Raw genomic sequence first — 19,968 nt, 5'->3', positions numbered from 1 at the left:
GCCGCCTGCGAGTGGCGGGGCTGTAGCGTGAACATGTTCGTTGTGTGGTGTGAAGGGCAGTGTTGTGGTTGAGAGTCGTTTGACGGGGCCGGTGCGTGTTGTCGGTGTCGGCCTGCTCGGTACGAGCATCGGGCTGGGGCTCCGTGCCCGCGGCGTCGAGGTGATCCTTGCCGATGCGTCCCCGACCCACCTGAGCATCGCCGTCGACTACGGCGCCGGGCGCATCGCTGTTGAGGGCGACGAACCTCAGCTCATCGTGGTCTGCGTCCCTCCCGACGTGACGGCCAGAGTGGTCGCCGCTGAGCTCGAAGCATTTCCGCGGGCGATCGTCACCGACGTGGCCAGCGTCAAGCTGGCGCCCCTCCACGAACTGCGGGCGGCCGGGGCAGATGTGTCGCGGTACGTCGGCACCCACCCGATGGCCGGTGCCGAGCGCGGTGGCCCACTGTCAGGACGGGTCGACCTCTTCGTTGGCCGGCCCTGGGTCGTCACCGCCCACGACGGCATCTCGTACCAGCGAGGCAGTGTCATCGACGACCTCATCCTCGATCTGGGCGGCTCGCTCGTCGAAATGACGCCAGAGGCTCACGACCGTAGTGTGGCGCTCGTCTCGCACGTGCCGCAGGTCATCTCCTCGCTCATGGCGAGGCGCCTGGTCGATGCTCCGGGTGCTGCTGTGAACCTGGCCGGCCAGGGGCTCCGAGACGTGACCCGCATCGCCGCGAGCGACCCCGAACTGTGGGTGCAGATTCTCGGGGCGAATGCGGCACCTGTTGCGAGCATCCTGAGGCTCTTCAGTCAGGATCTCGAGCGCATGATCGAAACGCTCGAGGCGCCTGAAGCCGTGGGCGCGAGTCGCCGACTGGCCGAAGAGTTGGCCGGGGGCAACGCCGGTGTGGCACGGATTCCCGGCAAGCACGGGGTCGACCGGCGGTACGCACAACTCGTGGTGATGGTCGACGACAGCCCTGGTGAGCTCGCGCGGCTGCTTGCCGAGATCGGTGAGGCGGGCGTGAACCTCGAAGACCTGCGTCTGGAGCATTCGCCGGGGGCGCAGATCGGGTTCGCCGACATCTCCGTTCTGCCAGAGCAGCTCGGGTACCTCGTGGAGTTCCTGCGGGCACGCGGCTGGCGGATCGCCGGATGAGCGGCGCAGAGAATCTCGTGCCGGGGGAGTCAGACGCGGCCGACTCGGCCTCGGGCCAAGCCGCCTCGGCGCCAACAGTCGTCGTCGCCATCGATGGCCCGGCCGGCAGCGGCAAATCGAGCGTGAGCAAGCAGGCTGCCCTCAAGCTTGGGTACGCGTACCTCGATACGGGAGCCGCGTACCGGGCGCTGGCGTGGATGCTGCTGGATCGTGGGCTTGACGCAGAGAACCCCGCGGTGGTGATCGAGTCGCTCGCCGAATTCGACTTCACCATCGGGACCGAACCTGAGGGGTACTTCGTCAAGGTCGGCCCCGACGTCGTCACCGTGGCGATCAGGGAGCCGTGGGTCACGAGCGAGGTGCGCCTCGTCGCCCGCCTCCCGGAGGTACGGGCGCATCTCACCGAGATGTTCCGTTCGATCATCCGGAACACCTCGAAACCCGGAATCGTGGTGGAGGGCCGTGACATCACCACGGTCGTCGCGCCCGATGCTACCGCCAGAATCCTGCTCACGGCGTCAGAAGAGGCTAGAATGGGCAGGCGTTCAGCAGAACTTGTCGATCAATCGGCCGCCGTCGTCGGTGAACAGCTCCGATCACGCGACCGGGCTGACTCCCGCGTCGTCGACTTCATGAATGCCGCAGACGGTGTAACCACCGTCGATTCCACCGAACTCGACTTCGACCAGACCGTTTCAGCGGTGGTCGAGGTTGTCCATCTTGCTTCATTGAGGGTTTTCCATGGTCAACATCCACAGCGCTGACAAAGACACCGACGGCGACTTCGACGACTATCCAGCCGTCTCGAACGCGGTCGTCGAGCGTCTCTCTGACCTCGACGAAGACCTGGTGTCGCGTCGGGCCGACGCGCTCCGCACCGGTCTCGCCGACTACGACCTGGGTGAAGACGACCTCGCCATCCTCGACGCGGCGACCGAAGATCCCAATGCGATCACCTACCTGCCCGCGCTCCCGGTGCTGGCCATCGTGGGCCGCCCGAATGTGGGAAAGTCAGCGCTCGTCAACCGCATCATCGGCCGGCGCGAGGCTGTCGTCGAAGACACTCCCGGCGTCACACGCGACCGCGTGAACTACAAGGCCGAATGGGCAGGCCGCCACTTCACCATCGTCGACACCGGCGGCTGGGAGCCCGATGCCCGCGGCATCGACGCTTCTGTCGCCGCCCAGGCCGAGATCGCGATCGACCTCGCCGACGCCGTGCTGTTCGTCGTCGACGCCAACGTGGGCCCGACGGCCACCGACGAGCATGTCGTGCGCATGCTGCGCAAGACCAAGCGACCCGTCTTCGTCGCTGCGAACAAGATCGACGACGTGCGCCAGGAGCCGAACGCCGCCGCACTCTGGTCGCTCGGCCTCGGTAACCCGTATCCGGTCTCCGCGCTTCACGGCCGTGGCGTCGCCGACCTGCTCGACCAGATCATGAAGACGCTTCCCGAGGTCTCTGCCGTCGCCAAGCAGGAGGTGGGTGGCCCCCGTCGCGTCGCCATCCTCGGCCGGCCGAACGTCGGCAAGTCGTCACTGCTCAACCGTGCCGCCGGCGAAGAGCGGGTCGTTGTGAACGAGCTCGCGGGAACGACCCGTGACCCGGTCGACGAGCAGGTCGAGATCGCCGGCAAGATCTGGCGCTTCGTCGACACCGCCGGCATCCGTCGCCGCGTGCACCTGCAACAGGGTGCCGACTTCTACGCGTCGCTCCGCACCTCGGCCGCACTCGAGAAGGCCGAAGTCGCCGTTGTGATGATCGACGTCTCGCAGCCGGTCAGCGAACAGGATGTTCGGATCATCGACCTCGTTCTCGAATCCGGCCGCGCCCTGGTGCTGGCCTTCAACAAGTGGGACCTCCTCGACGACGAACGCAGGCGGTACCTCGAACGCGAGATCGAGCAGGATCTCGCGCACGTGTCGTGGGCACCCCGCGTGAACATCTCGGCGAAGACCGGGCGTCACATGGAGAAGCTGGTACCGGCCCTCGAGCTGGCGCTCGAGTCATGGGACACCCGTATCCCGACCGGAAAGTTCAACGCGTTCCTCGCAGAACTGACCGCCGAGCATCCTCACCCTGTTCGTGGCGGAAAGCAGCCGCGCATTCTGTTCGGCACCCAGGCGTCATCACGCCCGCCGACATTCGTGCTGTTCACCACCGGTTTTCTCGACCCGGGCTACCGCCGGTACATCACGCGGCGCCTGCGCGAGATCTGGGGCTTCGAGGGTTCACCGGTCAACGTGAACATGCGTGTGCGCGAGAAGCGCAAGCGCTAGCAGCCAGCAAACCGCCTTCGCTGGTTGAGTAGGCGCGCGGAGCGTGCCGTATCGAAACCTGTAGCCCGTGGGGGTTTCGACAGGCAGCGCGTGGCGGCGCTACTCAACCGGTGACGTGGCCAATGCGGCCACCGCTCCGATGCGCACGGCATCAGTGACGGCGTCGAGCAGGGCGGACTTCAGGTTCCACCGTTGCCAGTAGAGCACGACGTCGACCGGATGCTCGGGGTCGAGCTCGACGAGCCGACCCTGTTCCAGGTCATCACCGCACTGCCCTTCGGGGAGGAGCCCCCAGCCGAAACCGAGCAGCAGCGAGCGGGCAAAGTCCGCTGATGTCGGAACGAAATGCGTCGGAGGAACCTGATCGCTGTGTGCGCCCAGAAAAGTGCGCTGAAGTTCGTCTTTGCGATCGAAGTTGACCATGGGGGAGCGGCCGAGTCGGTCGAGGGTCTCGGGCCCGATCATCCATCGCCGGGCGAAGGCCGGACTGCAGACCGCCCGGTAGCGCATAATGCCGAGGCGCTCGGAGGTACAGCCCTGCACGGGTTCGGGTGTCGAGGTGACCGCGGCGAGCACCGTGCCTGAGCGGAGCAGGGTCGTCGTGTGCTCCTGGTCGTCCCTGTGCAGGTCGAAGACCAGCTGGTGCGTGACCGACAGTTCGGCGATGCTCTCGAGGAACCAGGTTGCGAGGCTGTCGGCGTTCACAGCGAGGGCAATCGTGGTCGCGTGTTCACCGGAATCCCCCGAACCTCCGAGGTGCAGCTCGCGCCGGGTGTCGTCGTCGAGCAGTTGCACCTGGCGGGCGTACCTCACCACGATGGTGCCCGCGGTCGTGAGCGTCACCGGAATCGTTCGCTCGACGAGGATCTGCGAGGCGGCCTGCTCCATGGCCTTGATGCGCTGCGACACGGCAGAGGCGGTGACGTGCAACCGGATCGCGGCCTTCTCGAAAGTACCCTCTTCGAGAAGAGTGGTCAGCGTCTGCAGTTGCTCGAACTGGAATGCCATCATCAGCCTCGTGCCATTAGTTATGCTTAGGTATCATAAGAAACATTAGCTGTACTGAATATATCGGGGCACCTACGGTTGGGGTGTGCCCTTCTCCCAGACTCTTCTGCCTGCCCTCATCGGTCTCGGAACAGGGTTGGCGCTCATCGTCGCGATCGGTGCCCAGAACGCCTTCGTGCTTCGCTTGGGCATCGAAGGGCGCAACCGCACGATCCTGCCCGTGGTGCTAGTGTGCGCGCTCTCCGACGCCGTGCTCATCCTGGCCGGGGTCGTCGGCATCGGCGCCATCATCCAGGCGGTCCCGCTCGCACTCGTTGTCATTCGCATCGTCGGCTCGGGGTTCCTGATCGTGTACGGATTGTTCGCGGCTGCGCGAGCCGTGCATCCGAAAGCCTTGGTTACGGCCGACGGGCCAACATCGATCACCCTGAAGACGGCCGTGGTGACTGCGGTCGCACTGACCTGGCTCAATCCGCACGTCTACCTCGACACCGTGATCTTGCTGGGCTCTGTCGCCAACCAGCAGGGCGCAGCCGAGCGATGGTGGTGGGCCGGCGGCGCCATCGCCGGCAGCTTTCTCTGGTTCTTCGGCCTGGGGTTCGGCGCGCGACTGCTGCGGCCGTTCTTCGCCAGGCCGTCCTCCTGGCGCATTCTCGACGGCATCATCGCCGTCGTGATGATCGCGCTGGGACTCCGCATGGCAGTCGGCGTCTGACCCTCGCCGCCGACCACTCGGTGGTGCCTGCAGGTGGGCAAGCGATGGCGCAGCACTGGCGGGAGGGTCTCTCGGTAAACTCTGAACCACTGGCAGAACCCAGCACGCGAGAGGGCATCATCATGGCAGAACTGGTGGCGGCATGCGTCGTTCACGAACTCAGACCCGATGCGGGTTCGGTCGGCGTCACCGCCATCGACAAACGCCCTGTCTCCGGCCCTGTGCGCGTGCGCAAACTCGGGTTGCACGCCGACGTTCAGGCCAGCCGCAAGTACCACGGCGGCGAACTGCAGGCCCTCTACGTCTACGCGCAGGAAGATGCCGAATACTGGGAGAACGAGCTCGGCCGCCCGCTCGACGCCGGCTGGTTCGGCGAGAACCTCCGGGTCTCGGGCCTCGACGTCTCGGGCGCCAGGGTCGGCGAGCGATGGATGATCGGCCCCACCGTGATCGTCGAAGTCACCTCCCCTCGCGAACCGTGCGCCACCTTCGCGCGCTGGGTCGGTGGGCCAGATGAACGCGGCTGGGTGAAGCGCTTCGCTGCTGCCAGGCGCACCGGACTTTACCTGCGCGTGGTCAAGGCCGGCGAAATCGTTGCCGGTGACACCATCGAGGTCATCGACGTTCCGGCTGGCGCGCCGACGATCACCGAGGTCTTCGTCGGCACCGCTGCCGCCGGTTGAGTAGGCACGAAGTGCCGTATCGAAACCCCCACGCGTGGTGGGTTTCGATATGCGTGGCTTCGCCCCGCTACTCAACCAGCGTTGTGTGTGGGCGTCCGTCCGCCGGTTGAGTAGGCACGAAGTGCCGTATCGAAACCCCCACGCGTGGTGGGTTTCGATACGCGTGGCTTCGCCCCGCTACTCAACCAGCCGCGAGGGCCGCCGTCAGCAGCTCGAAATCGGCCTGCGACTGGTCTGCGTAGGCCAGTGACCAATCGACCACCGCGTCGTCGAACGCCCCGGAGCCGCCGAGGTACCCGGCAATGAGCGCCGCGTTCTCACTTTGTGAGTGCGCCCGCGCCAGCAGTGTGCCGCACGCGGCCGCGTAGGTCACGAACGGTTCGATCGTGAGCTTCGAGACGTCGATCGACCCCTTCATGTCGCGGAACTGGCGAACATAGAAGTCCTTCTCGTCGTAGCGGACGTGCCCGAGAAAGAGGTCGGAGACGGCCTGCAGGATGCGCTGGTTCGACACGACGCGAAGGGCTTGCGGGGCATCCGCCGTCTCGAGCCCCAGGAAGCGCGGGTTGACCGGTTCGCCGCCGTACGACTGCAGCACAGAGACCTGAGCCTCTTTGATCTGAAGCACCAGCGACTCTCCCTGCGGCCCAGTGAGGATCATGATGTAGCACCGTGTGCCGACACTGCCCACGCCGACAACCCGGCGGGCGATGTCGGTGATGGTGAATTGCGAGAGCAGCTGGGCGATGTCTGCCGGCACCGTGCGGCGGTACTTCTCGAAGAGCTCGATGATCGATTCTTCGTCGGTGTACGGCACGTGGGCAAGCACGGGAGGGTTCTCTTTGAGCAGCAACCGGCCGTCGGGCCCGCGCTCGGAGATCTTCTCGATGAATGCTTCAGAGGTGCGCAGGCGCGCCTGCTTGGTCGCCTTCTTCAGCACCTTGCGCGCCGCCGAATCGAGGTTCTTGTTCTCACCCTCGATGTCCACGCGAAAGTAGAACCGCTCGAGCACCGAGAGCTTCATCATGTCGCAGAGACCCTCGCGGTAACCTGCTGCTGCCGCCGTGGCCGCCCGGCGGATCTCTGCTGGCGAGAAGTTCGACTCGCGCGCGCCGATCACCACGCTGGCCACCAGGCGCTTCACGTCCCACTCCCAGGGCCCGACCGCCGCCTCGTCGAAGTCGTTCAGGTCGAACACCATTGTGCGCTGGGGGCTCGCGAACAGGCCGAAGTTGCTGATGTGGGCGTCGCCGCAGCTCACCACACGAACGCCCGTGATCGGGCCGTTTGCGAGGTCGGCAGCCATGATGGCGGCCGCACCGCGGTAGAACGTGAACGGGCTGACGAGCATCCGCTGCATTCGAAGGGGCACCAGCTCCTGCACCCGCGTGGCGTTCTGTTCGTTCAGGATGCCCAGCGAGTCTCTCTGCGCAGACGGCACGTAGCTCGCGTGCGACTGGCGCGGCACCTGCGTACGCAGGGCTTTGCCGGCAGCAAGCAGGTCGCTCTGGGACGCACGGCCCTCACGTTGGTCGAGATTCCAGCCGGCGATAGTCATGCGTGCCTTTCGTTTGACATCACTCTAGGGCCGCGCGGGTCGGCTGAATGTCGCGTGGTTGGTCGGTCGTGCCCGGTGTTCCACGGCGGATTGGTTTTCGGGCTAATATAGACAAGTTGTCCCACGGGCTGTGGCGCAGCTTGGTAGCGCACTTGACTGGGGGTTAAGGGGTTCACCCCTCCCGGACAGCTCGAATAACTGAAAATTGAATGCCACGGGCTGTGGCGCAGCTTGGTAGCGCACCTGACTGGGGGTCAGGGGGTCGCAGGTTCAAATCCTGTCAGCCCGACAGAAAAACCCTGATGAGAAGCTATTTTCATCAGGGTTTTGTTGTTTCCGGAGGTCGTTTTTTCTGGTCCCCTTCTGGTCCCCCTCGACCTCTCGGCGGGATGAGGGTGCGGACAAGGGAATCGGCCGCGAAGCTCCTCCTGTGGATAAGGGGACCAAAAGGGGACCAGAACGCCTCCTAGCCCGTCTGTCGGCACTCGGTGAGGCATCAGAGGCCACGCGTCGAGGGGGCACTTCGAGCGGCTTGACGCTTCTGCCCGGAGGGGGAGAGGAACGCGTTGGCTTGCTCTGCGGCGGACGCGAGGTGCCGGTCATCGGGGTGCACATACCCGCGGGTGGTTTCCATAGATGCGTGCCCAAGAATCTCCTGAAGCACGTGCAGCGGAACACCGGCGTCGGCCATCCACGTTGCTCCCGTATGCCGAAGCCCGTGACGGGTGAGGTCGGGCAGGCCGAGTCCTGCGACGATCGTGTCCCAGTTGGTGGCGTCCCTGACGGTCGCGGTGGTGAGCACGCCGCCCTTGGGGCCGACGAGGAGTTGGTCTTCAGGAGCTTTGCCCTCGGCCAGACGCTCGAGGACGGGCCGGAGGGGCTCGAGGATCGGCACGCGCCGTTCCTTGCGGCTCTTGGTCGGCTTCGTGACGAGGCCGCCTTTACCGGGGAAGATCTGCCGGGCGATGATGACAAGATTCTTCTCGAACCGCACGTCGCCGACCTGCAGGCCGGACACTTCGGAGGAGCGGGCGGCCAGGAGCGCGGCAAGCATGACGAAGTCGCTGTAGGGCTGGCCGACCTTCCCGCACGCTTGCGCAAGTTTGGTGAGGGTCTTCATGTCCGGGATCGCGTGTGCGCGTGGTGAGGCCTGCTCGGCGGACTGGGTTCGGAAGGCGTTGCGGTTCAGGCTGCGCTTGGCGCGATTCTTCGCCGGGTTGATCCCGAGCAGCCCGTCACGGACCGCCTCGTCGAGCACACGCACGAGCGGGGCGATCGAGTTCTTGATCGTGGAGGCCCCGTAACGCTGTTCCCATTCATCGATGGTGCGGTCGATGATGCCCGCAGTGATCTGCGCGACCGGCAGGTGCCCGAGGGCGGGCAGGACGCGGAGCTTTAGCCCGAACCCATAGATCTCGCCGGTTGAGGTCGGGTCCAGGCCTCGCGCCCACCGGTCACCGATCGAGGTCACGAACTCCGTCAAGGTCATGGAGGTATCCATGCCCTTGACGGAGGACGTGCGCAATTGATCGAAGAACGCGTGGGCGGCTGCCTCATCGGGGACGATTTCGGAGCGGATGATGCGACGCTTGCTGATCGGGTCCGTCCACCGGGCGCGGGCGCGAACGCCGTAAGAGCGGCGTTCCATGTCGGTGGAGACTTTCACTCCGATTGGCGGGACCGGCCTCGGTTCAGCTCTGGGGAGTGGTTCACTCCTGCGGGGCATGGTCGCGTTCTAGCTCGGCCAGCCATGCGTCGACTGCATCGATCCGGTATCGGGCGATGCCGCCCAGTCGGATGAACGGCGGGCCCGTTCCCGCGGACCGCCACCGAGACAAGGTCGACTCGGACACCTTCAGGTAGGTGGCGATGTCCCGGCTATGCATCAACGGGGATACAGCGGACGTGTGAGGCGTTTCGGTCATGAGATTTCACCGGTCGACGGGTCGAGCGAGCGGTAGAGCCGGTCTTCCTCTTCGCGACGTTTGGTGACCTCGGCCAGCACGAACTCCACGAACTCGGCCTCCCGGTCCTCGATGATGATGTCCTCAACGGCGGGTGCCGGAGGTTCACCGGGCCAGCTGGTCTGCCTGGTGGGGCGGTCACGATCAAGGCGTGTGCCGGCGGCGGCCACCCAATCGCGAAGTCGCAGCCGGGTATCGGCGAAGTCGCGGTGCCAGGCCAGAGGTGCGGAACCGGTCTTCTCTGTGTCGTAGGAGCACAACCAGTGCAGGTGCAGAGCGGACAGTTCCCAAAGCAACTCGGGGTGATGGTGCCAGAACGGAGGAACGACTGAGGTCGGCAGACCGTAAGTGTTACGGAGCCAGTGCACCCACCGGTTCAGTTCCAACCACTCGGCTTCCAGATCCTCGGGACTTAAGAGATTCCAGTTGATCGGATGTGGAGGCTCGACGAGCAGCGGTCCCTCGAACTCGGTATCGAAGTCGTCCTCCTCGAGGACGTCAGGCTCGGGAGCGTTGTCGTCCATCACAGCCACCGGCTCAGATGCTCGCCCGCGACGCAACGCTGGACTGTTGCCGCGGACTTGACTCGAACGACGCTTCTTCCTGGACCGCTGCCTGTCGTTCGGTGCTGGAGCGTCGCGGTGAGCGGTCAACGTCGTAGCGGGTGCGGGCGAGGTCGTGTCCGATGCGTGAGGCGATGAACTCTTCGGCCGGGACGGTCTGCCCGTCCTTGTCGTAGCTGTACTCATGCACGCGTCCGGTAGCGACGAACTTGTCGCCTTTCTGGAACCGGGCGGCGGCTTCTTCGGCGGTCTTTCTGAAGATGGCCAGATCGTGGAAGCTCGGGTCGAGCTGCGTGAACGATCCATCGGGTTCTTGCCGGGAGTGCTCAATCCCGACGCGCGCATGAAACCGTGCCACCCCGTTCTCGGTGGTCGTGAGCCGGGGTTGTGTGGCGATGAACCCGGAAATGGACTGCTGCGTGTCAATACTCATCGGACTACTCCTGTCGGGCGCGGCGGTCACCCTGTGGTGCCGTCTCACGTGACAGGTGCACCTGCCGCTCCCTCTGTTGACCCGGTTATGGGCGTTGCTGCAACAGCGCCTCGATGCCGGCGCGGTGCTCACGCAGCGTGGCTGCGTCGCTCCTGGTGGTCCAGGCGCGGAGGCGGGCGACGATGGGCGGTGCGGAGCGGAGGAGAACGAGGCCGGTGCCGAACGGGAGGGTGCGGATCACGTCGGGAGGCATGATCGGCACCCGCCGGATGGATCGTTGCGCGGAGCGGGAGCCGTGGTCGCCGATGGTGGTGGAATCGGTGATCTCGTCTCGTTCTCCGATGAGGGTCGTTAGGTCGTGTAGGTCGCGGGAGTTGGATGCTCCGCCGAGGATGATCTTCACGATGGATGCGTCCCAGATGGCTCCGGCGGCGTTCTCGGACCACTTCTCTCGCGCCTGTGCGAGCGACTGAAGCACGGGCATGGTGGTGATGCCGGTGCCGCCGCCTTCGGCCATCAGCGTCGGCAGGGACGGCAGCGGCGCGAGATTCCCGACTTCATCCAGTGCGAGCAGCAGAGGTGGGTCGAGGCGTGCTGCGGGGGAGCGTGCCGCGATGCGGCGGGCAGCTTCGACAAGGTCTTCGACGAACGCCGCGACCAGGGCGGCGGAGTTGTTCGCCCCGGCACCCGTGGCGAGGAGGTAGACCGTGCCGCGGTTGCGTAGGAACTCCTCCGGATCGAATCGTTCATCCGGTCCCGGGCTGACCGCGTCCAGCACCCGCGGATCAGCGAGGGCGGCGAGGGAGAGAGAAACGCCCTGCCAGATGGAGTCGCGGGTTCTGGGGTCGGAGTCGATCATTGCCTGTAGCGAGTCTGCCCACCCGGTCGCGGCATTGGGATTGGCGGTGAGGATCGCGACAGCATCCGCTGCGGCGGCAGGGTCGAGCGTCCACCGGAACAACTCGGCGGGCTCGCGGTGGTCGAGGGCCGCGGCATGGAGGAGTGCTTGGAGGGCGGTGCGAGTTTTCCCTTCCCAGAAGTCACCGCCCTGAACCCCGCCCGCGGACAGGCCGGTGCCGGCGGCAAGGCCGGTAGCGCGGATCATCGCCGTCAGCGTGTCCTCACATCCCCGGATCGGGGACCAGCGCAGTCCAGCCGGGATACCTTCGGCTAGGTGCTGTGGATCGAACACCGCCACCGGCCGCCCACCCGCGCTCCGGGCTGTCAACGTCGCAGTGAGGTTGTCCGGCCGGGTCGAGGTCGTGACCACCGCACCCGGCGCATCCAAAATGGCGTTGATGACAATGTGCAGGCCTTTCCCCGAGCGAGGAGGCCCGATCAGGAGGATCGAGTCCTCCACGCTTGCCCACACGCTCACCCCGCGCGAGGTGCCGAGCTGGTAGCCAACATCACCCGGTGTCGGTTTGGTCAGCGACGGTCGGAGTTGCCCTGCCCGCCGTAGTAGTGCTTTTTCGGATGCGGTGGTGGTGAGGTCGGTGCGGGTGGCGATCCCGACGATCCGGTACGGGTCGACCTTGGTCTGGCGGCCGTGCTCCCGCATGGCCCGCCAAACCCACCACCCCGCAGCACCGACCGCAAGGACGAGGAGCCCGGCGGTGATCCAGTAGGCGACGGGGTTCAGTCCCTCCGCGCCGAGCGGGTCACCGGGGTCCGGGGGGTTCAGGAGTACCCCGAGTCCGGCCTCGACACCGCCGGTCGGTTGTGTGGTCCCGGTGATCCATGCGGCAACTGATCCTGCCCCGCGAAGGATGGCGGCGAGGACGGCGGCGGCGATGAGGGCGATGATGCCCAGGTTTGCCAGCTCGTCCCCGAGCGCGCCGCCTTGGCGCGGGGTGCTCATTCGGGGCGTCCGATGACGATCGTGCCGGAGATCCGGCCGAACAGGATCACTTCGCCCGTGTGCGCGGCCGCGACCTGCTCAGGGGTCAGGAGTGCGCGGACGCTCCCGTCACCGGCGGCATCGCTGTGGGTGTGGATGATCGCGACGGCGACATCCTCGCCGGGTACGAACCCACCGCCCGACACCTGACGCAGCACCGGAACCACCGAAACCGCCGGCCGGGGCACGGGAGCAGCGGACGACATCTCGGCTGAGAGCGGGGGCTCGGTGCGGCGGGCGCGGGGCGGGGTGATGATGTCCGTGAACGTCGTCCCGTCCGTTTCCCGCACTTGCACTCGCAACGGGGTCTGCAACCGTAGAGCCAGGTCGTCGAGGATCGTTGGGAAGGACTCGCGCCGCCACCCCGGGGCGAACGGCGGCGGGTTATGCGGGTTGCCGTCGATGGTGACGGTCATGCTGCCGTCCTCGTGCACAGTGAACTCCACCACCGGCACGACCAGAGGCCCACCTGCCTCGCTCTCGGAGGTGGGGAGGGCGCGGCGGTAGCGGGGTTTCGGGGTCACAGAGAGGGTCCTTCCAAACGAAAACGCGGATGTCGTCATCCAGGTACGCCCTCGAGGCCCAGGCAGAAAAATGGGAGGGCACGAACCTGGGGATCGGTTCGTGCTCTCCCGGTGCTGACCCGCCCACGGTTGGGGGTGCCCGACGGATCAGCGGTCGACGCGGGCTACTCCTCCTTTGTTCCTTCGAACTGGTCCTTGAACGTCTGGAATGCTTCGTCTTCCTCCCGGACGTATCCGTTTCGTTCGCGGGTGATCGCCAGGCGGCGACCGAACAGCAGAACCCCACCGGTCGCGGCAGCCATCAGCCCACCAACGAGTCCGAGCGGCCACCAATCACCGCCGCCGGTGTGCGCCAGCACCCCGGGCGTAGCCGGCTTACCTGGCGTCTCTGGGGTCTCCGGCACTGGGGTGACGGTGGTGGTTTCGTCCGGTGCTCCGCACCGTCCGCGATGCAGGATGAGTCCGTCCGCATCGATGACGATCTCCACCCAGTAGTAGACGCCGACCCGGTCGAAGGTCACCTCGTCGGAGCGGTACTCACCCGGCCCGTCGAGATCAATCACCGCCGAGGTGAACACGAGCTCCTCCGGCGTGCAGGTGGCGGTGTCGGAGTTCTGCCGGTACGCCTCGAACACCAGACGTGCCCCCTCCGGCACGGTGCCAGTGACGGTCGCGACATCATGCGCTGACTCACCGAGTACCACCGTCGGTACCGCGTTCGTCTTCACCGTGAGCTCTTCGGGCTGTTCACGGATCACCGTTGTTTCACCGGGCGCCCCGCACGTGCCTTCGGCGACGATCTCGCCGTCGGCGTCATACAGGGTCTCAACCCAGTACACGTTGCCCGCGGTGTCCACGGTGGTGGTGCCGGAGCGGTAGGCGCCGGCCTGGGTGACCGGGACCTCGTCGCTCGTGAAGAACGGCTCCTCGCAGACCACCCCGGCGTCTGCCGGGTGGGGTCCGTAAGCGCGGAACAGCAGGTAGGCACCGTCGGGGATGGTGGTGCCCTGGACGAGTGCGGTGTCCTCGAACGGCTGCCCAACGAGCGCCTCTGGGGTGGCCTGGGTGATCACCGACACCGGCACCTCGGTATCGGTGGGTGGGACGTAGAAGCGTTCCAGCACATCCGCCGGAGACGACGCATAGGGCAGCACCCGGTCATCGCCTTCGAAAGTGGTGACGAGGACGTAGAACCCGGGCTCGGTCGGCACGATCTTGTCTTCGTCGGTGAAGCCGAGCTTGTAGACCCCGTTCCGGGCCGGCGTCGTCAGCTCGATCAAGATCGGCGCTGAACTGAGGTCAAGATCATCCGTCAGCTCCGCATCGGTCTCGAACGGGCCATACACGGTGTGACGGAGCTCGTCGAGGTCGGCGCCCCAGTAGCCGTCGCCGGTGAAGTCCCCGTGGTTTGCGGGCAACCCGGTCACCGTGATGACGTCGAAGGCGCGTCCGCCGGGGTGCACGTTGTACTCCCGCATCAACGAGGTCACCGTGACAGGCCACCGCACCGATGTGGTCTCGACGGTGATGCCGTACTCGTCAGCCCAGTCGTCCGTGAGGTAGTCGAGTACCCACTCCGGCTGCGTGGCCTTCTTCACTTCCCACACCCAGGTCACGAACCCGCCGGTCGGTGCGATCACCTCAGGCGAGGTGTAGACGCCGGGACCGTCCGCGGTCACCGTGACTGTTCCCAGCGGCACCGCCGTCGGATCGATCGTTGCGGACTGTGCCGGGGGCAGAGTTCCGGGCACCTGGTAGGCCGTGCCCTCGAACACAACCGGAACGAACGCGCCATCCTTCTTCAACCACGCGCCGTTCGAGCTGCTGACGGTGATGGTGTCGGTGAGCGCGTCGCCGGGAACCGCTAGCCGCTGATCCGCCTCAGATACGGCGACCGGCTGGAACGGCACCACGGACGTCTCAGCACCCTGCCCGTATCGGTCGGTGAAGGAGTCAGTGAGGTACTTCTCGTTCTGCCCTTGCGCATCCTTGTCGATGCTCCATACCCAGGTGTAGAACCCCGACGATGGTGCGGTGATGGTCCCCGGCGACGTGTACGAGCCAGGACCGGTAAAGATGACGGTCTCGGTGCCTGCGACGGGTGCGTCTGCGGGTGGGGTGTCGGCTTCGGTGGGCTGCTCATCGAATGGCCCATACAGGGTGCCTTCCGCGGTCACCTCGATCGGTGCTCCGTCCTGGTGAATCCAGGTTCCCTTCGACACGCTCACCGTCAGCCCGTCAACGAACGGATCGCCTTCGGTGACGAATCGGGAGGCGACCTGGGTGGTGATCTCGGGTTGGAAGTCCAACTCGATCACCGGCGACTCTGCTTGTGCAGACAGGCCTGTGGAGGAGCCGGCGACGGCGGCGACCAGCCGCTGCGAACCGGGTGTCGTGTACAGGTCCAGGGCGGCGCCGTACCCGGCGGCGGGCACCGACATCGACGCGGCGATCCGGTAGGAGGGAACCCCGTCTGCGGAGGTGCCGGTGATCGGATGCGTGCCGGCGCCGAGGGTGCGGCTGGTTGAACCGTCGGAGAACACCGCATCCGTCAGGGATGCCGTGCCGGTTAGCGATGCAGGGTGCGCGTCGACGGTCAGTGTTCCTGCGTACTGGTCCGACATGGTGAGCGACAGCGACAACGACGGGTCCGTGACCGAGTTCACCATCGCTTCCTGGCGCATCGTGTTGAGGTTGGCAAGGATCGCGGCGCGTTCAGACGCGGGCGCACGGCCGACGTAGTAGTCGTCGCCGGACATGCCATGCGAGTTGTAGGTGCCGGGGTCGGCGACCGACCACGTGAACAGTGCGACTGCGGCGGTGATGTTCGCATCTCCGGACTGCCCCCACCGGTCCAGCACGAAGTTCAGTTCCGCGAGCTGCTGACGAGACAGGGCATCTAGCGATGTGATCGTTGACGGTCCGGAGGTCTGCCCGAACGGGGGATTTGAGCCGATATCGAGGCAGTAGGCCTGACGCCCGTCGACATCGGTGTTGTACGCACCAAGGAATCCCTCTCCGAGGTCGTACCCCACGCCCTCACTGCCGGCATATGCGGGCGCGGCGGTGAGCGTGACCGTGCCTGCCAGTAGCAGCAGTGCGATGAGTGCCGACAGTATGCGCCGCAACACGGTCGGTGGGGGAGCGGCGTTTTGCTCCGGGATGTGGGTGAGTGATCCTGACACGAGATGCCTCCTGGCTGTCATCAGCGACCCCAACGGTCGCCTCCAACGCAGGTGCACCACGGCTCCCCGCTCGACCTGTCAGAGACTCAGCCCGCGTCGTGGCGCCCGTGACGACGACATGGATGCGTCGAGCGGGTCACGCTCGGCGCCCACAGTTCGCTGGGCTGTGCGGTGGGTGCTCCCAGGTCTCTCATCGAGGAGTCTTCGCACGTCGTCGTATCCGGTGATGACGGTGCCGAGCCCATCCCGCAGTAACCGGTGGCACCCGGCCGAGGCGGCACTCGTGATCGGTCCCGGGACGGCTCCGACAGGGCGGTGCAACTCGACGGCGCGGGCCGCGGTGTGAAGCGCCCCGGACCGGTAGCCGGCTTCCGCGACGATGACCGCGCCGGAGAGCGTGGCAAGGGTTCTGCCGCGTTGCAGGAACCGCCACTTCGTCGGTGGTGCGCCCGGCGGCATCTCACTGAGCAGCAACCCCTGCTCGCCGACACGGGTGAGGAGTTCGCTGTGCCCGGCAGGGTAGAGCCGATCCAACCCACCGGCCATCACCGCGATCGTGGAACCGCCCGAAGCCAGCGCCGCACGATGCGCGACACCATCAATCCCATACGCGCCACCCGAGACGACCTGGCGCCCATCCTCGACAGTCGAGTGCGCAAGCTCCATGGTGACGTGTTCGCCATACCCGGTCGATGCTCGAGCGCCCGTGAGTGTGAGCCGATCCCAGATGGGCGAGGACAGCAGCTTCGTGTCGCCCTTCGCCCAGAGAGCGAGCGGGGCCCCATCCCCGAGCGCGTCAACTCCGGCCGGCCAATCGGAATCGCCCGGGATCAACACTCTCAGACCGTGCCTCTGTGTATCCGCCAGCACTCGTCTGACTTGACCTTCGTCAATGCGTGGTGCGAGACGACGCTGCCAGGTATCCCCATCCGGCCCGACTGGTACTTCGCCGCCGATCGCTTGAGCGACGGTCTCCATCGCACCGACCGTGCGCACCATCCGCCCCGTAACCGCATCCGCCGGCTCGGACGCCACAGCGAGGATCACCCTCGCCGTCCGCTCGTCGGATGCCAATCCCATGATTGTGTCCATACCCTGCTCCTGTCCTCGTGATGCTAAACAGGTAGGCGGCACACCACTTCACTCCACAGCTCTGATGTGCGATCAAGTCGCTGCGAGAATGGGAGACGTGATGCCCATTCCGCGACCCGAACCTGCCGGCGCTGCTTCTGCGTCGAGAGCGTCGTTCCTGGTTCGGGCGGTCTGGGTGCTATGGATCGTCGGGTATCTCATCGGTACGACCACTCACCTCGCTGATCTCGTGGCCGGTGGTACGCAGACTTACTCGGGATTCGCTACGGGGCTGCGCGTGCTCTGGATCTCATTGACGGTGCTCGACCCGCTCATCGTCGTGCTGCTCTTGCTCCGTCGTCGCGCGGGCATTGTGCTTGGGGTGGCGGTGATTTTGATCGACATCGCTGTCAACTGGACCGTCTACGCGACCATCGGTGGGAACCCCCTGTTCGGTGTCATCGACCAGACACTCTTCGCGATCGTCATCGTCGCGACCGCCCGCCCTCTCTGGCGCTGGTTCACCGCATCGCCCCGAGGAAGGATGGCGACAGCCTGACCCGCTCGCGGCTACCGGGAGTGGCTGTCAGCTTTCCCCTAGGTAGCGGGCGTCTGTCCGGAAGACGTCGAGCTCGGCAGGATGTAGCTGGTGTTGAACGACGAAGGAGCGTTCCTTGATCCGCCACAGCCCTTGCCCGGTGCCGAGGCTCGGAAGAAGCTTTTGTTCCGTGCCGGTCAAGCCGAGGGCCGCCGCGGTAGCACCGAGCTGGTCGGCTTCCTGCCGGTAAATGATCCGCGTCTCCGCATTCGCCAGAAGGCTGTTGGCGAGGGATCGCATGGCGGAGCCTTGGTCGCCGACGTTGTCGAGGTCGGTGAGTTTGTGGAAGATCAGCATGTTCGCGATCCCGTAGTGCCTGGCGAGCCGCCACTGCGCATCCATGCGTTTCAGGAGGGCGGGGTAGGCCATGAGTCGCCAGGCTTCGTCGTAGATCACCCACCGGTGCCCGCCGTTGGGGTCCATCAGTGCCGACTCCATCCACGCTGACGAGCAGGTCATCAGCACCGAGATCAACGTCGAGTTCTCCGCCACCCGCGACAGATCGAGACTGACCATCGGCAGCGACGGGTCGAACCGAACGGTCGAGGGCCCGTCGAACAGTCCGGCGAGGTCGCCGGCGACGAGCCGGCGCAGCGCGTGGCCCACAAGTCGGCCGTCTTCCCCGAGCCGCCCGTCCGTGTTGCTCGCGGGGTCAGGGTTGAGGATGTGGTCAACGACCATCGGCAAGATGGGCACGTCCGATGACCGGACAGCGTCGTGGAGGGCGAGGTCGATGGCGGTGTGTTCCAGCGGGGTCAGCACCCGATCCAGCACAGTCTCGGCCAATGCGCCGATTAGTTCTCGCCGGCGGGATGCGACTTGCGCGACCCATTCCGCGTCCGAGAGGCCAGAGGGGCGGTGGCCTTCATCGAGGGGGTTGAGGCGGTTGCGGAGTCCGTGGCCGAGGACGATCGCGCGCCCACCAACTGCTTCGGCAACAGCGGTGTGCTCGCCTTTCGGATCTCCCGGGACATACACGCGCCGGCCGAACGGGATCGACCGCGTGTAGAGGCTCTTCGCGAGTGATGACTTCCCGGACCCGACGATGCCGGCGAGGACGATGTTGGGGGCGGTGATCATCCCGCGGGCGTAAAGGGTCCAGGGGTCGTAGACGAAGGAACCGCCGGAGTAGAGGTCCTGCCCGACGAAGACTCCGTCAGCGCCGAGCCCTCCTTCGGCAAGGAACGGATACGCGCCAGCGAGCGTTGCCGAGGTGTCCTGATGCCGGGGGAGTCGGAACCCTCCCGGCGTGCGCAACGCCGCAGCCCCTGCCTCACCCGCGGAGGACAAGTAGGTGGTGGCCCGTCGTTCAGCTCGCTCCGCATCCAGACGTGCCTGCGCCTTGGCGTGTTCGGCGCGGCGGGCATCCTGCTCGATACGGGTCGCGGTCTTCTGGCGGGCCTTCCGGTGCTTGCGGGCTTCCCCGGACGGTTCGACCAGCGCCGCTGTGTGCAACCGGCTCTCGTCGCCAGTCACAGTGATCGCCCTCTCGATGCAGAGGGCGAGCGCGACAAGCGCCACTGGTCGTCGTCCGCTTCCTGCGTGCGTGCAGGGCGGTGCGGGGTTGCACGAGAAGCAGCGGCACACTGCGGCTGAGCATCGGATTCCATCTCTGGCGTAGCAGAGAGGTGGGTTCGCAGGAGGGAAATGTGGCCAAGTTCATGGTTGTAGGTGAGGGTGTAATCCTTGCCCGTGGTGATCTGATCCAACGCACCGGCGGGGACGTGGTCGTAGACGTATCCGTTGACGAGCGCGGCCTGCGTTGTCTCCTCACCGACGTCGAACCCGGCCAGGTGCTCAATCGCAGCATCGGTGCCGTCACGGTCAATGAGGGCCAGCACCTCGTCGGCTTCCTCGCCCTGAAGGAAAACAACACCGATCCACCGGCTTGGCCGCTCCTCTCGGATTGGTGCCGGTTCTGGGTGCCAAGCGATCCGGCCGGAATGCTGCGACGCGTGGTCCAGATGTGCCTCGACAGCGTCGATGAGGATGCTGGCCTGCTGCAACTCGTCCGCTGCCGCTAGCGCGGCGCGGGTGCCGACCTGAGGGTTACCGTCGTCGGTATGCGCCCGGTCGTGGTGGGTGATGTGTGCGGCGGCGAGCTGGTGCAGCACCTGCCGCAGAGACCGTACCCCTGACAGCAATTCACCGATCACCGCATAGGTGTCCGCCGGATCATCGAACGCACGAGTCGCGTGGGCGAGGCCGCGTAAAGCCTGGGTGGCTTCGTCGCTGTCCGCGACGGGGTCCTGAAATGTCGGCATGAAAGCTCCCTGGAAGATCGAGTACGCCAGCAAGGTGCACGCGCGACGCCCCGCTGACGGCGCAAGATTTGTCGT

At 66.0% G+C, this 19,968-nt stretch carries 18 protein-coding genes and 1 tRNA gene; 7 read left to right on the top strand and 12 right to left on the bottom strand.

The window, feature by feature from the left end; translation table 11 throughout:
* Nucleotides 1-64 precede the first annotated feature (64 nt).
* From JOE66_RS10955 to der, 3 genes are read left to right on the top strand one after another with little or no spacing between them, the layout of a single operon-like run.
* Nucleotides 65-1,147 carry a prephenate dehydrogenase gene (locus JOE66_RS10955; RefSeq protein ID WP_307827161.1) on the top strand — a complete coding sequence of 361 codons (1,083 nt, stop codon included), beginning with the start codon at nt 65-67 and terminating at the stop codon, nt 1,145-1,147.
* Nucleotides 1,144-1,911, top strand: a complete 768-nt coding sequence (cmk, locus tag JOE66_RS10950) for a (d)CMP kinase (protein ID WP_205109404.1) — start codon at nt 1,144-1,146, stop codon at nt 1,909-1,911. Before JOE66_RS10955 ends, cmk begins: the two co-directional genes overlap by 4 nt.
* Nucleotides 1,889-3,427 (top strand): ribosome biogenesis GTPase Der, encoded by a 1,539-nt coding sequence (gene der / locus JOE66_RS10945; RefSeq protein WP_205109402.1) that lies wholly within the window; start codon nt 1,889-1,891, stop codon nt 3,425-3,427. Before cmk ends, der begins: the two co-directional genes overlap by 23 nt.
* Before the next feature lie 99 nt (nt 3,428-3,526).
* On the opposite strand, the gene JOE66_RS10940 is transcribed toward der, so the two are convergent.
* Entirely contained in the window at nt 3,527-4,438 is a 912-nt protein-coding gene (locus JOE66_RS10940) for a LysR family transcriptional regulator ArgP (RefSeq protein ID WP_205109400.1), read from the bottom strand.
* Between the two features lie 82 nt (nt 4,439-4,520).
* Here JOE66_RS10940 and JOE66_RS10935 point away from each other — a divergent pair, with 82 nt between their 5' ends.
* Nucleotides 4,521-5,150 (top strand): LysE/ArgO family amino acid transporter, encoded by a 630-nt coding sequence (locus tag JOE66_RS10935; RefSeq protein WP_205109398.1) that lies wholly within the window; start codon nt 4,521-4,523, stop codon nt 5,148-5,150.
* Between the two features lie 122 nt (nt 5,151-5,272).
* Entirely contained in the window at nt 5,273-5,833 is a 561-nt protein-coding gene (locus JOE66_RS10930; RefSeq protein ID WP_205109396.1) for an MOSC domain-containing protein, read from the top strand.
* Between the two features lie 181 nt (nt 5,834-6,014).
* On the opposite strand, the gene JOE66_RS10925 is transcribed toward JOE66_RS10930, so the two are convergent.
* Nucleotides 6,015-7,391 carry a DUF2252 domain-containing protein gene (locus tag JOE66_RS10925; protein ID WP_205109394.1) on the bottom strand — a complete coding sequence of 459 codons (1,377 nt, stop codon included), beginning with the start codon at nt 7,389-7,391 and terminating at the stop codon, nt 6,015-6,017.
* A 215-nt stretch (nt 7,392-7,606) separates the two neighbouring features.
* Between JOE66_RS10925 and JOE66_RS10920 the strand changes: the two genes are divergently transcribed.
* Nucleotides 7,607-7,680 (top strand) — tRNA-Pro (locus JOE66_RS10920).
* 207 nt (nt 7,681-7,887) lie between these two features.
* Here JOE66_RS10920 and JOE66_RS10915 read toward each other — a convergent pair.
* From JOE66_RS10915 to dprA, 8 genes are all read right to left on the bottom strand, one after another.
* Entirely contained in the window at nt 7,888-9,039 is a 1,152-nt protein-coding gene (locus JOE66_RS10915) for a tyrosine-type recombinase/integrase (protein ID WP_239518285.1), read from the bottom strand.
* Nucleotides 9,040-9,100: 61 nt separating this feature from the next.
* Nucleotides 9,101-9,277, bottom strand: coding sequence for a helix-turn-helix transcriptional regulator (locus JOE66_RS10910; protein WP_239518719.1), 177 nt, complete (start codon nt 9,275-9,277; stop codon nt 9,101-9,103).
* Nucleotides 9,278-9,312: 35 nt separating this feature from the next.
* Nucleotides 9,313-9,879: a hypothetical protein gene (locus JOE66_RS10905; RefSeq protein WP_205109388.1), complete on the bottom strand. Its 567-nt coding sequence runs from the start codon at nt 9,877-9,879 to the stop codon at nt 9,313-9,315.
* Nucleotides 9,880-9,892: 13 nt separating this feature from the next.
* Entirely contained in the window at nt 9,893-10,351 is a 459-nt protein-coding gene (locus tag JOE66_RS10900; protein WP_205109386.1) for a single-stranded DNA-binding protein, read from the bottom strand.
* Between the two features lie 85 nt (nt 10,352-10,436).
* Nucleotides 10,437-12,212: a type IV secretory system conjugative DNA transfer family protein gene (locus JOE66_RS10895; protein WP_205109384.1), complete on the bottom strand. Its 1,776-nt coding sequence runs from the start codon at nt 12,210-12,212 to the stop codon at nt 10,437-10,439.
* Nucleotides 12,209-12,814 (bottom strand): hypothetical protein, encoded by a 606-nt coding sequence (locus JOE66_RS10890; RefSeq protein ID WP_239518284.1) that lies wholly within the window; start codon nt 12,812-12,814, stop codon nt 12,209-12,211. Before JOE66_RS10890 ends, JOE66_RS10895 begins: the two co-directional genes overlap by 4 nt.
* Before the next feature lie 125 nt (nt 12,815-12,939).
* Nucleotides 12,940-15,960 carry an RHS repeat domain-containing protein gene (locus tag JOE66_RS10885; protein ID WP_205109382.1) on the bottom strand — a complete coding sequence of 1,007 codons (3,021 nt, stop codon included), beginning with the start codon at nt 15,958-15,960 and terminating at the stop codon, nt 12,940-12,942.
* Between the two features lie 78 nt (nt 15,961-16,038).
* Nucleotides 16,039-17,052: a DNA-processing protein DprA gene (gene dprA / locus JOE66_RS10880; RefSeq protein ID WP_205109380.1), complete on the bottom strand. Its 1,014-nt coding sequence runs from the start codon at nt 17,050-17,052 to the stop codon at nt 16,039-16,041.
* 100 nt (nt 17,053-17,152) lie between these two features.
* On the opposite strand from dprA, the gene JOE66_RS10875 reads away from it, so the two are divergent.
* The gene (locus JOE66_RS10875) at nt 17,153-17,590 is read left to right on the top strand and encodes a hypothetical protein (RefSeq protein WP_205109378.1); all 438 of its coding nucleotides are present in this window, start codon (nt 17,153-17,155) and stop codon (nt 17,588-17,590) included.
* Between the two features lie 27 nt (nt 17,591-17,617).
* On the opposite strand, the gene JOE66_RS10870 is transcribed toward JOE66_RS10875, so the two are convergent.
* Nucleotides 17,618-19,105 (bottom strand): putative type IV secretion/conjugal transfer ATPase, encoded by a 1,488-nt coding sequence (locus tag JOE66_RS10870; RefSeq protein ID WP_205109376.1) that lies wholly within the window; start codon nt 19,103-19,105, stop codon nt 17,618-17,620.
* The gene (locus JOE66_RS10865; RefSeq protein WP_205109374.1) at nt 19,102-19,926 is read right to left on the bottom strand and encodes a hypothetical protein; all 825 of its coding nucleotides are present in this window, start codon (nt 19,924-19,926) and stop codon (nt 19,102-19,104) included. Before JOE66_RS10865 ends, JOE66_RS10870 begins: the two co-directional genes overlap by 4 nt.
* Nucleotides 19,927-19,968 lie beyond the last annotated feature (42 nt).

Origin of the sequence: Subtercola frigoramans, from assembly GCF_016907385.1 — a bacterium.
Classification (GTDB): Bacteria; Actinomycetota; Actinomycetes; order Actinomycetales; family Microbacteriaceae; genus Subtercola; species Subtercola frigoramans.
Note: the sequence above shows the minus strand (reverse complement) of the source record. Positions and strands in the feature narration are given on the sequence as shown.

What these genes read in the sequence shown, in the direction of transcription:
- cmk (WP_205109404.1), top strand. Translation starts at nt 1,144, where the DNA reads ATGAGCGGCGCAGAGAATCTCGTGCCGGGGGAGTCAGACGCGGCCGAC.
- der (WP_205109402.1), top strand. Translation starts at nt 1,889, where the DNA reads ATGGTCAACATCCACAGCGCTGACAAAGACACCGACGGCGACTTCGAC.
- JOE66_RS10940 (WP_205109400.1), bottom strand. Translation starts at nt 4,438, where the DNA reads ATGATGGCATTCCAGTTCGAGCAACTGCAGACGCTGACCACTCTTCTC.
- JOE66_RS10930 (WP_205109396.1), top strand. Translation starts at nt 5,273, where the DNA reads ATGGCAGAACTGGTGGCGGCATGCGTCGTTCACGAACTCAGACCCGAT.
- JOE66_RS10925 (WP_205109394.1), bottom strand. Translation starts at nt 7,391, where the DNA reads ATGACTATCGCCGGCTGGAATCTCGACCAACGTGAGGGCCGTGCGTCC.
- JOE66_RS10915 (WP_239518285.1), bottom strand. Translation starts at nt 9,039, where the DNA reads ATGGAACGCCGCTCTTACGGCGTTCGCGCCCGCGCCCGGTGGACGGAC.
- JOE66_RS10910 (WP_239518719.1), bottom strand. Translation starts at nt 9,277, where the DNA reads ATGCATAGCCGGGACATCGCCACCTACCTGAAGGTGTCCGAGTCGACC.
- JOE66_RS10905 (WP_205109388.1), bottom strand. Translation starts at nt 9,879, where the DNA reads ATGGACGACAACGCTCCCGAGCCTGACGTCCTCGAGGAGGACGACTTC.
- JOE66_RS10900 (WP_205109386.1), bottom strand. Translation starts at nt 10,351, where the DNA reads ATGAGTATTGACACGCAGCAGTCCATTTCCGGGTTCATCGCCACACAA.
- JOE66_RS10895 (WP_205109384.1), bottom strand. Translation starts at nt 12,212, where the DNA reads ATGAGCACCCCGCGCCAAGGCGGCGCGCTCGGGGACGAGCTGGCAAAC.
- JOE66_RS10890 (WP_239518284.1), bottom strand. Translation starts at nt 12,814, where the DNA reads ATGACGACATCCGCGTTTTCGTTTGGAAGGACCCTCTCTGTGACCCCG.
- dprA (WP_205109380.1), bottom strand. Translation starts at nt 17,052, where the DNA reads ATGGACACAATCATGGGATTGGCATCCGACGAGCGGACGGCGAGGGTG.
- JOE66_RS10875 (WP_205109378.1), top strand. Translation starts at nt 17,153, where the DNA reads ATGCCCATTCCGCGACCCGAACCTGCCGGCGCTGCTTCTGCGTCGAGA.